Source organism: Streptomyces prunicolor (assembly GCF_045162825.1).
In the GTDB taxonomy this organism is placed as follows: Bacteria; Actinomycetota; Actinomycetes; order Streptomycetales; family Streptomycetaceae; genus Streptomyces; species Streptomyces prunicolor.
On record NZ_CP108676.1, the window covers coordinates 3,755,161 to 3,769,553 of the forward strand.

12 protein-coding genes are annotated in these 14,393 nt (G+C 69.4%); 6 read left to right on the top strand and 6 right to left on the bottom strand.

Annotation, left to right across the window (positions count from 1 at the left end; all coding sequences use genetic code 11):
- The first annotated feature begins 293 nt into the window (after window positions 1–293).
- Complete coding sequence (locus OG588_RS16850; protein ID WP_405948006.1) at window positions 294–1,424, top strand: acyltransferase family protein; 1,131 nt, start codon at window positions 294–296, stop codon at window positions 1,422–1,424.
- On the opposite strand, the gene OG588_RS16855 is transcribed toward OG588_RS16850, so the two are convergent.
- Entirely contained in the window at window positions 1,425–1,931 is a 507-nt protein-coding gene (locus OG588_RS16855) for an HD domain-containing protein (RefSeq protein WP_405948007.1), read from the bottom strand. It lies immediately after the preceding gene.
- A complete protein-coding gene (locus tag OG588_RS16860) occupies window positions 1,928–3,115 on the bottom strand; it encodes a PP2C family protein-serine/threonine phosphatase (RefSeq protein ID WP_405948008.1) in 1,188 nt (395 codons plus the stop codon). The genes OG588_RS16855 and OG588_RS16860 overlap by 4 nt, the downstream gene beginning before the upstream one ends.
- Before the next feature lie 162 nt (window positions 3,116–3,277).
- Here OG588_RS16860 and OG588_RS16865 point away from each other — a divergent pair, with 162 nt between their 5' ends.
- Window positions 3,278–4,537 (top strand): GNAT family N-acetyltransferase, encoded by a 1,260-nt coding sequence (locus OG588_RS16865; protein WP_405948009.1) that lies wholly within the window; start codon window positions 3,278–3,280, stop codon window positions 4,535–4,537.
- An 18-nt stretch (window positions 4,538–4,555) separates the two neighbouring features.
- On the opposite strand, the gene OG588_RS16870 is transcribed toward OG588_RS16865, so the two are convergent.
- Both OG588_RS16870 and OG588_RS16875 read right to left on the bottom strand, forming a co-directional pair.
- Window positions 4,556–5,371 carry an Fpg/Nei family DNA glycosylase gene (locus OG588_RS16870; protein WP_405948010.1) on the bottom strand — a complete coding sequence of 272 codons (816 nt, stop codon included), beginning with the start codon at window positions 5,369–5,371 and terminating at the stop codon, window positions 4,556–4,558.
- Window positions 5,372–5,461: 90 nt separating this feature from the next.
- Complete coding sequence (locus OG588_RS16875; protein ID WP_405948011.1) at window positions 5,462–5,947, bottom strand: ribose-5-phosphate isomerase; 486 nt, start codon at window positions 5,945–5,947, stop codon at window positions 5,462–5,464.
- Between the two features lie 215 nt (window positions 5,948–6,162).
- On the opposite strand from OG588_RS16875, the gene OG588_RS16880 reads away from it, so the two are divergent.
- Complete coding sequence (locus tag OG588_RS16880; protein ID WP_405948012.1) at window positions 6,163–7,611, top strand: amino acid permease; 1,449 nt, start codon at window positions 6,163–6,165, stop codon at window positions 7,609–7,611.
- A gap of 34 nt (window positions 7,612–7,645) precedes the next feature.
- Here the strand turns inward: OG588_RS16880 and OG588_RS16885 are convergent, their stop codons facing one another.
- Window positions 7,646–9,781: a protein kinase domain-containing protein gene (locus OG588_RS16885; protein WP_405948013.1), complete on the bottom strand. Its 2,136-nt coding sequence runs from the start codon at window positions 9,779–9,781 to the stop codon at window positions 7,646–7,648.
- A 194-nt stretch (window positions 9,782–9,975) separates the two neighbouring features.
- Between OG588_RS16885 and OG588_RS16890 the strand changes: the two genes are divergently transcribed.
- Complete coding sequence (locus OG588_RS16890) at window positions 9,976–10,725, top strand: LPXTG cell wall anchor domain-containing protein (protein WP_405948014.1); 750 nt, start codon at window positions 9,976–9,978, stop codon at window positions 10,723–10,725.
- 63 nt (window positions 10,726–10,788) lie between these two features.
- Here OG588_RS16890 and OG588_RS16895 read toward each other — a convergent pair whose 3' ends face one another.
- Window positions 10,789–11,370 (bottom strand): biotin transporter BioY, encoded by a 582-nt coding sequence (locus OG588_RS16895; RefSeq protein ID WP_405948015.1) that lies wholly within the window; start codon window positions 11,368–11,370, stop codon window positions 10,789–10,791.
- 465 nt (window positions 11,371–11,835) lie between these two features.
- Between OG588_RS16895 and OG588_RS16900 the strand changes: the two genes are divergently transcribed.
- Window positions 11,836–13,086 (top strand): ROK family protein, encoded by a 1,251-nt coding sequence (locus OG588_RS16900; RefSeq protein WP_405948016.1) that lies wholly within the window; start codon window positions 11,836–11,838, stop codon window positions 13,084–13,086.
- 234 nt (window positions 13,087–13,320) lie between these two features.
- Window positions 13,321–14,391: an ABC transporter substrate-binding protein gene (locus OG588_RS16905; protein ID WP_405948017.1), complete on the top strand. Its 1,071-nt coding sequence runs from the start codon at window positions 13,321–13,323 to the stop codon at window positions 14,389–14,391.
- Window positions 14,392–14,393: the final 2 nt, after the last annotated feature.

Consider the following 14,393-nt stretch of genomic DNA (forward strand, 5'->3'; position numbering starts at 1 on the left):
CCCTCGGTCGGTTCGCTCTCCCGGCCCGGGGACGCAATCGTGCGCACCCCGCCAGAACCATCGTGCCACCAACAGGGCCCACGTATGCGGCGGGTGACGCATCGTTGGTCGCAAAGGTTCGGAAGAGACGCGTTCGCAGTTCGTTCGCATTATTGGCATGCGCACATGAACAGACCTTCCCCGTGTGCCCTTTTGCGCCTTTTGATCGGGATGAATCATGACATCGTGAACAGTTTTCGGACGCGCGCTCGATGGTTTCACCGATTCCCACGGGCAACGCTAGGGTGCCTCAGATGTTCCACGCTGACACGCCCCCGGGCCAGGACGAACAGAGCAAACAGAACGAAAAGAACGAACAGACCAAACCGCGTGACGCGTTCTTCGACAACGCGAAGTACCTGGCGATCCTGTTGGTCGCCATCGGGCACTCCTGGGAGCCCCTGAAGGGCGACAGCAGAGTGCTCCAGGGCCTGTACATGGTCGTGTACAGCTTCCACATGCCGGCCTTCATCGTCATCTCCGGCTATTTCTCCCGCAGTTTCGACATGAGCCCCGCCCGGCTGAAGCGGCTCCTCACCGGTGTCGCGCTGCCGTACATCCTCTTCGAGATCGCGTACTCGCTCTTCAGCCGCTACGCCAATGACGACCCGCACCAGCAGATCACCTTGCTCGACCCGCTGTATCTCACCTGGTTCCTCTGCTCGTTGTTCATCTGGCGGCTGACCACGCCGATCTGGAAACTGGTCCGGCACCCGCTGCCGATCGCCCTCGGCATCGCCATGCTCGCCTCCTGCACCCCGGCCATGACCGACGACTTCGATCTGCAGCGGACGGCGCAGTTCCTGCCGTACTTCGTGCTCGGGCTGGTCCTGAAGCCCGAGCACTTCCGGCTGGTGCGCCGTCGTGAGGCGCGGATGCTGGCGGTGCCGGTGTTCGTGAGCGCGCTGGTGTTCGGCTACTGGGCGGTGCCGCGGATGAACGCGAGCTGGTTCTACCACCACGACTCCGCGCAGGAGTTCGCCGCGCCCTGGTGGGTCGGGCCGGTGATGATGCTCGCGATGTTCGGCTGCTCGCTGCTGCTGACCGCCGGCTTCTACTCCTGGGTGCCGAGCCGGAAGACCTGGTTCACGGCGCTCGGCGCGGGCACGCTCTACGGCTACCTGCTGCACGGCTTCCTGATCAAGGGCGCCGGTTACGCGGGCCTGTACGACCACGCCTGGCTGCATCGGCCGTACGGCGTCGCCCTGGTGACCGGCCTCGCGGTCACCGCCGTCACGCTGCTGTGCACCCCGCCCGTACGACGGGTGTTCCGCTTCGCGATCGAGCCGAACATGCAGTGGGCGTTCAAGCGCGACGCGGCCGAACTGGCCCGCGACCGCGAGCAGTTCGAGCAACGCGTCGTACGGGAGAAGGTCAACGCCTGATCAGGTGTCCCTGATCAGGGACGCCTGGTCGGGAACGCTCAGACCGAGAAGCGCGCGCATCCGTGCGTACTTCTCGGTCAGCCGGGTCCTGGTCGGTTCGTCGAGGACCGCGAGGCGGGCCGGGTCCGCGTTGTGCGCCAGGTCCGCCTCCTTCACCAGGAGCGCGCCGGGGGTCGCGAGAATCCGCCCGGCGTACGCCTCCGGGGGCTCCCCGGCCCGCTTGGTGAGCGCGAGCACGATGTCCTTCGTACGACGGCTCAGCGGGGCCTCGCGCAGCCGGCGCTCGGTGAGTGCGTCGTCCTCCACGGAGTCGTGCAGCCAGGCCGCCGCGATCTGTTCGGCGTCGCCGCCACGTGCGCGTACGCCCTCCGCCACGGCCTGGAGGTGCTCGGCGTACGGCCGTCCCGCCTTGTCGGTCTGGCCCTCGTGGGCGGCGCGGGCGAGGGTCTCGACCTCGGCGGTGGTCAGACTCCCCGAAGAAGAGTCAGCAGAGTCGTCGGTGTTCATCGGGGCAGCGCCTGTGCCGCCGCCGTGGGGCCCTCGCGGCAGACCAGCAGCAGGGCGCGGTCGTCGTTGACGTCCTTGGCGACCGCCTCGATCAGGTGCCAGGCGGCGCCGTGGAAGCCGCCGGCGACATAGCGGTCGGCCTCGCCGGTGAGACGGTCTATGCCCTCGACGATGTCGCGCTCTGAGGTCTCCACCAGACCGTCTGTGAACAGCATCAACACGTCCCCGGGCCGCAGCGATCCCTTCACAGGGTCGAACTGGGCGCCGTCGTACACACCCAACAACGGCCCTTCCGCCGCCTTCTCCTCCCAGCGGCCGCTGCCCGCGCTGAGCTGGAGGCCCGGCGGGTGGCCCGCGGAGAAGAGTTCGTAGTCGCCGGAGTCGAGGTCCAGGACGAGGTGGATCGAGGTCGCGAAGCCCTCGTCCCAGTCCTGGCGGAGGAGATAGCCGTTGGCCGCGGGGAGGAAGGCGTGCGGGGGCAGGGAGCCGAGCAGGCCGCCGAAGGCGCCGGAGAGGAGCAGGGCGCGGGAGCCCGCGTCCATGCCCTTGCCGGAGACGTCCGTGAGGACGACCTCCATGGTCCGACCACCGTTCGTGCGGGCCGCGACCACGAAGTCCCCGGAGAACGACTGGCCGCCCGCGGGCCGCAGCGCCATCTCCCGGTGCCAGCCCTGCGGGAGTTGGGGCAGCTTGCTCTGCACCCGGATCCGCTCGCGCAGGTCGAAGAGCATGGTGCCGCCGCGCCGCCAGGGCACGCCGACCCGGCTGCGGAACTGGGCGATCAGCAGCCCGAAGAAACCGCACGCGGCCACCACGAGCACCACGCCCGGGGTCACCCGCGCCGGTCCCTCGGTGTACGGGCCGAGCTTCACCGACTCGACGATCAGGCCGGTGGCCGCCGCCGCGTACAGGCCGAGGAGGCTCGCGGGGCGCAGCAGCAGGCCGCCCGCGACGATCGGCAGGACCAGCGCGGCCGGTGAGAACCACACCGCGTTGGCCAGGGTCATCGCCACGATCACCGGGATCGTGATCAGCAGCCCGGCCAGCGCGACCCAGTCCGAGCCGTCCCCGCGGAAGTAGTCCACGGCACTTCTGCGCAGGCCGGTGCGGACCCGGTGAACCAGCTTCTTCAACCGGGCCGTGAACGTGTCGGCCTCCGCGCGCCGCTCTCGTCCTGCTGCCATTAGTTCGGGACCCTATCCATCCGACCAGCCGCTTGGCACGGGAGGTCCCACTTGTCCCCCCTGCGAGGTTCAACTTCACAGTGAACTTCACCAGAGGCCGCTGTGCGGGTGGCGGGCGGAAATTCCCTGGCTCGTCCCGCAATGCCCTGGTAGGCATGGCTCATGGGGACAGTTGCGAGAAACACACCGGCCGAACCGACCGAGCTGCGGGTACTGCGCCAGGACGAGTGGAACACCTGGTACGACAACCTTGTCAACGCATTTGGTGGCGTCCCGGAGTCGCCCGAGGAGCGTGAGCTGTGGAGCCGGCTCACCGAGTTCGACCGCTCCCTCGGCGTCTGGGACGGGGACGCGTGCGTGGGAACGGCGGGCGCGTTCAGCTTCCGGCTCACGGTGCCCGGCGGCGCCTCGGTGCCCGCGGCCGGCATCACGATGGTCAGTGTGGCCGCCACCCACCGACGGCGGGGCATCCTGACCTCGATGATGCGCCGGCAGTTGGACGACGTACGGTCCTGGGGCGAGCCACTGGCCGTACTGACGGCCTCCGAGCCGGTGATCTACGGCCGGTTCGGCTACGGCACCGCGACGATGCGGACGATCGCCGAGATCGACACCGACCGGGTGCGGCTCTCGGTGCCGCCGGGGACGGACGACGTGCGCCTGCGCTACGCCGAACCCGCCGCCGTCCGCGACCAGTGCGAGGCGGTGTACGCGCGGCTGGTGGCCGGGCGGCCGGGGATGACGGCGCGGGGGCCCGGGTGGGAGGACCTGCCGCTGCTGGACCCGGAGAGCGAGCGGGAGGGGTCCTCGCCGCTGCGGTGCGTGGTCGCCGAGCGGGACGGTGAAGTCGTCGGCTACACGCGGTACTTCGTCAAGCCCGAGTGGGACGTCCAGGGTCCCAAGGGGACAGTCCTGCTGCGTGATCTGGAGGCACTGGACCCGGCGTCGTACGCGGCGCTGTGGCGGTTCCTCTTCGACATCGACCTGACGCGGAAGATCGCGCTGCGCAGCCGTCCCGTCGACGACGCCTGGCAGCATCTGGTCTCCGACATCCGCCGGTGCGGTATCCAGCAGGTGGACTCGCTGCATGTACGGCTGGTGGAGGTGGGGGCCGCGCTGGAGGCGCGCACCTACCAGACGCCGGTGGACGTCGTGTTCGAGGTCGCGGACGCCTTCTGCCCCTGGAACGAGGGGAGTTGGCGGCTCACCGGCGACGCGAAGGGCGCGTCCTGCAAGCGGACCTCGGAGCCGGCCGATCTCGCCCTGTCCGTACGGGAGTTGGGGGCCGCGTATCTCGGCGGGGTGTCCCTCGCGTCCCTCGCGGGGGCCGGTCGGGTGCGGGAGCTGCGGGCCGGGGCGCTGGCGGAGGCGTCGCCGGCGTTCGGGTCCACGGTCGCGCCCTGGCTGCCGCACGGGTTCTAGCGGTACCGCTGAACGCCCTTACGGCTTCTGGCAGTTGGGGCACCAGAAGAGGTTGCGGGCGGCGAGGTCGGCGGTGCGGATCTCGGCGCCGCAGATGTGGCAGGGGCGGTTCGCCCTGCGGTAGACGTACACCTCGCCGCCGTGGTCGTCGACGCGTGGCGGGCGGCCCATCGCCTCGGGGGTGTGTTCGGGGCGGACGGTGTCGATGCGGTTGTTGCGGACGCCCTCGCGCATCAGGTCGACGAGGTCGGTCCAGATCGCGTCCCACTCGGCGGGGGTGAGGTCCTTGCCCGCACGGTACGGGTCGATGCCGTGCCGGAAGAGGACCTCGGCGCGGTAGACGTTGCCGACGCCCGCGATGACCTTCTGGTCCATGAGCAGGGCCGCGATCGTCGTACGGCTGCGGGAGATGCGCTTGTACGCCGCGCTCGGGTCGGTGTCCTCGACCGGGCGCAGGGGGTCGGGGCCGAGGCGGTCGTGTATCGCCTGCTTCTCGGTGTCCGTGATCAGGGCGCAGGTGGTGGGGCCGCGGAGATCGACGTACGACGTGTCGTTGGCGAGGCGTAGGCGGACGGTGTCCGTGGGCGGGGGTGCGGGGGTTCCGCCGAAGTTCACCTTGCCGAACAGCCCGAGGTGGATGTGGATCCACTCCTCGTCACGGAAACCGAGGAAGAGATGCTTGCCGTGGGCTTCGGTGCGGGTGAGTTCCGTGCCGTTCAGCAGCGCGGCGGCGTCGCTGAACTTGCCCTGGGGACTCGTGACTTGAGTGGCTCGGCCTTTGAAGTGACCGCCGTAGTCCAGTGCGAGTCGGTGAATCGTGTGCCCCTCTGGCACCTGGCGAACTCCCTTTCCCACCCGCCCACCCGTCTCGGTCAGTTGACAGGTGGGCGCTCGAAAGACCTCGGGGCTCCGCCCCGGACCCCGCTACTGCTGCGGATGGTGCGCCGGGATCTCCGGCAGCTCCCCCGTCGTCTCGTACTCCGTCAGCATGTCGATCCGACGAATGTGCCGCGGGTCCTCGGAGAACGGCGTACCCACGAAGGTCTCGGCGAACTTCGTCGCCTCCTCCTGCGTGTGCATCCGCGCGCCGACAGCCATCACGTTCGCGTTGTTGTGCTGCCGCCCGAGCGACGCGGTCTCCTCGCTCCAGGCGAGGGCCGCCCGCACGCCCTTGACCTTGTTCGCCGCGATCTGCTCGCCGTTGCCCGAGCCGCCGATGACGATGCCGAGGGCCTCGGGGTCGGCGGCCGCGCGCTCGGCGGCGCGGAGGCAGAAGGGCGGGTAGTCGTCCTGGGCGTCGTAGATGTGCGGCCCGCAGTCGACGGGCTCGTGGCCCGCCTCCTTGAGCCACTCGACGAGGTGGTTCTTGAGTTCGAAGCCCGCATGGTCGGAGCCGAGATACACGCGCATGCGTCGAGTGTGACACGGCTGTTTCCGGGAAGCAGCTCCGGGGCCCGACCACGTTAAATACAGGCAACACCTCGCAACCTCAAGGAAACCTCAAGTAACGATCTGGATTCAAAGGTTCAGGAATTCCTTTACCTCCGATTCACTGGACCGACCCGTACGCCGCTCGTACGGGCACCCCCCACCGGCATCCCAACCGGCGTAAAGGAACTCCCCCCATGACTGCCCCCACGACTGATGGCTCCGGCCTCCAGGCAGGACTCAAGAACCGACATCTCTCGATGATCGCGATCGGCGGTGTCATCGGCGCCGGCCTGTTCGTCGGCTCCAGCTCGGGCATCGCGACCGCGGGCCCCGGCATCCTGCTCTCCTACGCGCTCGTCGGCACGCTCGTGGTGCTGGTGATGCGGATGCTCGGCGAGATGTCGGCCGCGAACCCCACCTCCGGCTCGTTCTCGGCGCACGCCGACCGCGCGCTCGGCCGCTGGGCCGGTTTCTCGATCGGCTGGCTGTACTGGTTCTTCTGGGTCGTCGTGCTCGCCGTCGAGGCGACCGCCGGCGCGAAGATCCTCGAAGGGTGGATACCGGCCGTACCGCAGTGGGGCTGGGCGCTCCTCGTGATGGTGGTGCTGACCGCCACGAACCTCGTATCGGTCGGTTCCTACGGCGAGTTCGAGTTCTGGTTCGCCGGGATCAAGGTCGTGGCGATCGGCGCGTTCATCGTCGTCGGCGCGCTGGCGATCTTCGGTGTGCTGCCCGGCGCCCACACCGACAAGGCGGGCTTCGGCAATCTCACCGACCACGGCGGCTTCCTGCCGAACGGTCCCGGCGCGATCCTGACCGGTGTCCTGCTGGTCGTCTTCTCCTTCATGGGCAGCGAGATCGCGACGCTGGCCGCCGGTGAGTCCGAGGACCCGCAGCGCGCGGTCACCAAGTCGACCAACAGCATCATCTGGCGCATCGGCGTCTTCTACCTCGGCTCGATCTTCATCGTCGTCTGCCTGCTCCCGTGGAACGACCCGTCGATCAAGGCGCAGGGCTCCTACGTCGCCGCCCTCGACTCCCTCGGCATCGCGCACGCCGGCGAGATCATGAACTTCATCGTGCTGACCTCGGTGCTGTCCTGCCTCAACTCCGGTCTCTACACGGCCTCCCGCATGGCCTTCTCGCTCGGCGGCCGCGGTGACGCGCCGAAGGCGTTCGCCAAGACCACGTCCCGTGGCGTACCGATGGCGGCGATCCTCGCCTCCGTCGTCTTCGGCTTCGTCGCCGTCTTCTTCAACTACGCCTTCCCGGACACGGTCTTCCTCTTCCTCGTCAACTCCTCTGGTGCCGTTGCCCTGTTCGTGTGGCTGGTCATCTGCGCGTCCCAGCTGCGCCTGCGCCGGATCATCGAGCGCGAGTCGCCCGAGAAGCTCGTCGTGCGGATGTGGCTGTACCCGTATCTGACCTGGGCGACGATCGCCCTGATCGTCTTCGTCCTCGGCTACATGCTCACCGACACCGAGGGCGAGAGCAGCGGCCGTACGACCGTTCTGCTGTCGCTGCTGGTCGCGTTGGCCGTGGTCGCGGTCTCGGTGATCAAGGAGCGGGTGCGGGACGGAAAGGCGGCCACGACCGCGGTCTCCGACACGGATACGGACACCGACAAGGTGTCTGTGGGCTGAGGGAGTTCGCTGAAGGCGTTCACAGCACGACCGTTCACAGCACGACGAAGCTGTTCTTGACCTTGTCGTAGGTCTTCAGGGCCTGGGTCTCCACGTCCGGCTGGTACCAGGTGTTGATCTGGTACGACTTCCCGTCCTCGTCGAAACCGAGCAGCCGGGCGTGCCAGGAGACGCCCTTGAGCGTGAACGTGTACTCCCAACTCACCGCCGGATAACCGCGGAACGTCGTCCTGTCGAGGCGGATCTTCCGGTAGTCCCGCCCCTTGCGCGCGCTCACCTCCGAGGCCTCCCACGTCTCCATCAGGTCGCCTCGGGCGAGCGCCGACTTGCCGACCAGTTCCTGACTCCCGTCCGGGGACGTGTAGTGGACCTCGGCCCCCGTCTTCAGATCCCGCCGCCACCCGGCGGGCGTCGCCCACGCGAAGCCGCCCGCCTCTCGGTGCGTGCCCGGGGGCAGGGTCGGGGGACGCGAGGTGCCCTCGACCGTGGGGGACGGGGAGTTGGACGGGGACGTGGCTGTGGGGGACGGGGAGGCGGACGGTTCGGTCGACGTCGCTGAAGGAGACGAAGTACTGGACGAGCCGCCGGAGTTCGCGAGGATCGTCCCGACGACCGCACCCGCGACCACCACAGCCGCAATGGCGACCAGTCCGATACGGCGACGGGTGCGGTGCGCCCCGTCAGGGGTGAACGGCTGGGCGGGGCCCGGGAGTTCACCGCCGGTCGACGGGCCGACGGCGGGGCGAGGCACGCGGGCCGGGTGCGGGCCGAGGGCGAGGCGCGGTGGTACCGGCCGGGGCGAGCGGGAGCCGGCAACGGGTCCGGGACCCAGGCCGGGGTGCGGTGGTGCCGGGCGCGGGGCCGGCGGGTGGGCCGGGAGAGGCACGGGCTTTCGCGCGGTCAATGCCTCGGACCCTTCGGCGAGTTGAGCCTCTTCGCCGCGCTCGGCTTGTGCGGCGAGCTCACCCTGATCGGCGCGGACAAGGGAGACGCCCGTCCTGCGTGGCACAGGGCTTCGGGAGTTGTCGGCCGAAGCCTCGGAACTCAACTCGGAGGCCGCTTCGGACGCGCCATCGGCCGCGGAAACCAGTTCTTCTACGGCGGGACGCTGCGTCGGTATCGCGTCCTCGACGGGGTGAGGGGCGCGGTCGCGGTCGGGGTCGGGGTCGCGGTCCGGGTCGGGGTCGTAGACCCGGGGATCGCGGGCCGCGCGGACCAGCGGCGGTGCCAGGAAGGCGGGGGTCGGTGACTCCCGGTAGACCTCGGGCGGCTGCTCCTCCCCCAACTCCGTTTCCGGCACGGCGATTTCCTCAGCCTCCGGCCTCTCCTGTTCCTCCGGCCCTTCCGGCTCCTCCCGCTCCTCCCGCTCCTCCCGCGGAAACGCCACCGGCGCCAACGCCCGCTCCAACTCGTCCAACCCCGGCCGCGCCACAGGGGCCTTCTCCAGCAGCGCGGCGAGGATTGCGCGCAACGGACCGGCCGCCGACGGGAGTTCGGGCTCCTCGTACAGAACCGCGTGCAGAGTCGCCAGCGTTGTGTCGCGGGCGAAGGGTGAGCGGCCGCCGAGGGCCGCGCAGAGGGTCGCGCCGAGGGACCAGATGTCCGAGGGCGGGCCCTGGGGGCGGCCGGAGATCCGCTCGGGGGCCATGTAGTCGGGTGAGCCGACGAGCATGCCGACCATGGTGAGCGCCGTGGCGTCCTGGATCGCGGCGATGCCGAAGTCGGTGAGCACGACCCGTCGGCCGCCGCCCTCGACGAGGACGTTGCCGGGTTTGATGTCGCGGTGCAGGACGCCTCCCGCGTGCACCTGGCGCAGGGCGGCCACCAGGCCGAGTCCGATGCGGGCCACCTCGCGCGGGCCGAGCGCGCCGTCGTCGGCCAGCATGCGTTCCAAGGAGCGCCCGGCGACCAACTCCATGACGATCCACAGGCGTTCGCCCTCGTCCACGACGTCGTAGACCCGTACGACGTTGGGGTGGTCGATGCGGGCCGTCGCCCTGGCCTCGCGCAGGGTGCGCTCACGGCGGGTGCTGGTGTCCTCCGCGTCGAGGCCGTCTATGCGCATTTCCTTGACCGCGATCTGCCGGTCGAGCATTTCGTCGGCGGCTCGCCACACCCGCCCCATTCCCCCCTGGCCGATACTTTCGACCAGCCGATAGCGTCCGGTCACCAAGAGTCCCGGAGCACCGCCGCCCCTCATGTTCCCCGAATTTCCCGCATTCCCCGGCAATCCGCTGCACCCCCACAATGGTCACACTTCATGCCGTACCAGCATAGTGCGGAGAAATCTTGTGGTACCTCTTCAAGTACTGCGAATTCAGGCACAGTCGCAGGGGGACACAGGGGAACGCAAGGGGGACGAACATGAGTTCTCGTCGCGCGACGACCATCTCGACGGTCATCGCCACGACCATCACAGGATCGCTGCTCACGGCATCTTTCTCGGCGGTGATGATTCTTTCCTTCACCGCCTCGGCGGATGACCAGGGACCGGGGAGCAACAAAGGGGGAAAGGCGATGGACGCCGCTCCGGCCGGGGTGAAACTGACCACGCTCCTGCCGGAGAAGATCTCGGTCGACAACAGCTCGAAAAAGACGGCGATCACCGCCACGGTGAAGAACGAGGGGACCAAGGCGAGCGGCGAAATCGATCTCCTGGTCGTCGGTTTCGACGGCCTCAAGGTCAATGGCGTGCAGGGGTGTTCGGCGATCGGCGAAAAGGATCTTCCGCCCGGTTCGAACAGCGGATTCAAGTGCTCCGTCGGCGCTCTCGCCGCGGGCAAGTCGAAGTCGTACGCCGTCGACGCGACGTACGACCTGAGCAAGGCCGGGAAGATCTGTCTGCCGGTGATGTCCGCCGACGGCAAGGAGACGTTCTGGCAGCAGGGGCCGGTCCCGTTCGGTACGACGAACCCGTCGCCGAACGCCCCGGCCACCCCGTTGCTGCTCGGCACCGACAACAAGCCGGTGGCACCGAGCGGTGACACGCTGCCCAGGACGGGGGTCGGCGATGACGTACTGCCGCTGGGCGCGGCCGGTGCGGCGCTGATCGCGGCGGGGGCGGCGGGCCTGTACTGGTCGCAGCGACGGCCGCGGCAGCCGCTGCGAGGCTGAGGCCCGTACGAGAAGAGGGCCGGGGTGCGGGAGCACCCGGCCCTCTTCCCCTCAACTACGGCCCTACCGCTGCTTGTTGACGAACTTCCAGGCGGTCGGCGTCGCGCCCATCGCCAGCGCCGCCTTGAGGGCGTCGCCGATGAGGAACGGGGTGAGACCGGCGGCGAGCGCGGCGCTCGTCGAGAGGTCGAGGGACAGCGCGAGGTACGGGACACCGATCGCGTAGATGATCGCCTCGCCGAGCAGCATCGTGCCGGCCATGCGCAGGACCGAGCGGTCGGCGCCGCGGCGGGCCAGGGCGCCGACGGCGGCGGAGGCGAGCAGCATGCCGACGATGTAGCCGAAGGAGGCGCCGCCCCCGGAGGTGCCCTCGGCGAACCACGGCACACCGGCGAGGCCGAGCAGCGCGTACAGCGCGAGCGCGAGGAAGCCGCGGCCGGCGCCGAGGGACGTGCCGACGAGCAGCGCGGCGAAGGTCTGGCCGGTGACCGGGACCGGGGAGCCCGGCACGGGCACGGCGAGCTGGGCGGCGAGGCCGGTGAGCGCGGCGCCGCCGAGCACGAGGGCGATGTCCCGGACGCGGGAGGCGGGCAGCAGGTCGGCGAGGACCTGGCCCGGGCGGGCGGTGGCGACGGCGGTACTCAAGGGGGACTCCGCAGGTTGACGGGGGCACAGGGGGACTTTGTGACGCTATCCCGGGGCCCTTGCTCCGATCACCGTCAGCGTTCGACAAAGGGTTCGGCGGGGACTTGGTGGGCTCCGGACAAAGGATGCCCGCTACACGCGCTCCGGCGTGATGCCGGTCACCCGGACCTCGTGCGGTCTGGCACACCGGCACCGTCGCCGTCTCGCACACCGACATCCGTGCCGTCTCGCACACCGACATCCGTGCCGTCTCGCACACCGGTCACCGTCTGGGCAGCCGTGGGCCGCTTTGCTAGCTTCGACCGCATGGTTGCCCAGGCCCGGAACTTCGCGTCGCGTCGCTATGTCGACCTGCGACGCCAGGCCGCGGCGACCTGTTACCGCCCCTGAGGCGGGCGGAGCGGATCCGGTGCGCCTCCTATCCGAAACGGCGCACTGTCGGACCCGTTCCCGAGGAAGATCCCCATGCCCCGTACCGCGGCACCCCTTCTCGCCTCCCACTCCCCCAGTTCCCCCAACTCCCCCGTGCCCCGCGCCGCCGACAGCGACCGGCGGCGCACCAACGCGAGCGTCATCCTGCGCTCGGTGCTGGAGCACGGCCCGGTGGCCCGTTCCACCATCGCCCGGCTGACCGGGCTGTCCCCGGCGTCGGTCACCGACTACTGCGCCCGCTTCACCGAACTCGGGCTCATACGGGAGTCCGCCACACCCCAACGCTCGAAGGGTGTGGGCCGGCCCCATGTGCCCGTCGACCTGGACGCATCACAGTTCCTTGTGGGCGGGGTCCATGTGGCCGTGCCCTATACGACGGTCGCGCTGCTCGATCTGCGCGGGCGGGTGGTGGCCGAGCGGCGGCTGCGGCACGACACCGCGGGTGACCGTACCGAGCCCGCCCGGGTACTGGCCCGGGCCGCCGACGGTCTGGGCGCGCTGTTCGCCGAGGCCGCCGGAAGCACCCCGCTCGGGGTCGGCGTGGCCGCCGGCGGCTGGGTGGACCGGGATTCCGGGAGCATCGTCGACCATCCGCTGCTCGGCTGGCGGGAGGTGCCGGTGCGCGAGATCCTCGGCTCCCGCACCGGGCTCCCGGTCCATGTCGACGGCCACGCACGGGCGTTGGTGAACGCGGAGCGCCTCTTCGGGCGGGCGGCGCGCGGCAGCCGTAGCGTGCTGCATCTCTTCGTCGGCAATGTGGTCGACGCGGCGTTCGCCACCAACGACGAGGTGCACCACGGGCCGCGCTCACAGGCCGGGGCGATCGCCCATCTGCCGCTGCGCGGCGGCACGGAACCGTGCGGCTGCGGACGCGTCGGCTGCCTCCAAGTCGAGCTGAGCGAACGGACGTTGTGCCGACGGGCGCGGGAGGCGGGGATCGTCGAGGGGGTGAACCCGACCCATGTCGTGACGGCGGCCGAGCGCGGAGACCCGGTCGCCGTACGGCTGTTGACGCAGCGGGCGCGGATGGTGGGGCGGGCGGCCGGGCTGCTGCTCGACATCCTGAACCCGGAGACGGTGGTCGTCACCGAGCTGGGTGTCATGCGGCGGGAGGACTGCCTGCGCGCACTGCGCGAGGAGGTCGGTGACGCGCGGGCGTCGGCCGTCGTGCCGACGAGTTTCCCGGATTCCGTGTTGGCGGTGGCGGGCGGTTCAGTGATGCTCGACGTGCTGTACCGGGATCCGTTGAGCGCTCCACCCGGGCTGTCACCGGGGACTATTTAATTCAGAAACTCGGAATGTTGACAGGGGGCACTCATGGCCGGGAACATCCTGGTCATGAGCCTGCCGATGAGTTGTCGCACTTCTTGTTGCTGACCCGCTGAAGCGCCCCGAGCGCCGGCCTCATCCTGCCTGAATTTCTTTTTCCGGACTGTTCCAGATTGCTCCGGCTTTCTCCGTCCGTGAATTTCATGTGCCTTCCCGCGTTCCCGCGACTTTTGATCAGGGAGTCCTCCCATGCCTCATTCCCGTGCGCCCGGCCTCGACCGGCGGCTCTTCCTCAACTCCGTGCTCGGTGCCGCAGCGGGCATCGCCGGTCTCAGCGGCTGTGCCACGAGCAGCGCCGCGGCCGCCAAGTCGGGGGCCGGTCTGTCCGCCCCGCTCGCCGAGAAGGTTCCGTCCGGTACGAGCCTGAAGATCTCCTCGTACCTGAACACCCAGCAGCTCCAGTTCAAGCTGGCGAAACTGCCCAAGTTGCCGTTCACCGTGTCGAGTTGGGTGAACATCGGCGCCGGTCCCGATGTGATCAACGCGTTCCGCGCCAAGTCCCTGGACCTAGCCAACAACGCGGGCATCCCACCCATCCAGGCGCACTACCAGGGCTACGACGCCAAGATCGTCGCGATCGACGTCACCCGCAAGCCGAACTATCTCTTCGCCACCAAGCCCGGCAGCGACATCCACACGGTCGCCGACTTCAAGGGCAAGAAGCTGGCGTTCTCCCAGGGCCAGGCCCAAGGCGTCGTCCTGCTGCGGGCGTTGAAGGAAGCCGGGCTGAAGTACGACGAGGTGAAACTGGTCCCGCTGACCAGCAACCAGTTCTTCACCGCCCTGCAGTCGGGCCAGGTGGACATAGCCCCGCTCGCCAACAGCCAGGCACCGGCGTACCTCAAGCAGTACGAGGCGAAGGGCGCCCGCGCGATCACGACCGATGTCGTAGACCTGCTCAATCTGTTGTGGGCGCCGGCCGCCGTGCTGGCCGACTCCGCGAAGGCCGCCGCGATCGCCGCGTACATCCCGCAGTGGGCGCAGGGGCAGGTCTGGCAGTACGAGCACCCGGACGCCTGGAACGAGGAGTTCTACGTCAAGACGCAGAACCTGACGCTCGCGCAGGCCGAGTCGGTGACCGCGCTCGCCAACAAGCCGTTGTTCCCGCCGAGTTGGGACGAGGCCGTGAAGTGGGAGCAGGAGACCGCCGATCTGCTCGCGGAGGGCGGCTTCGTGAAGGAGTTCACGGTGGACTCGCTCTTCGACCGGCGTTTCGAGGGGATCGCGGCGAGGGCCGTGGCGGCGGAGTACCGGAAGTGACG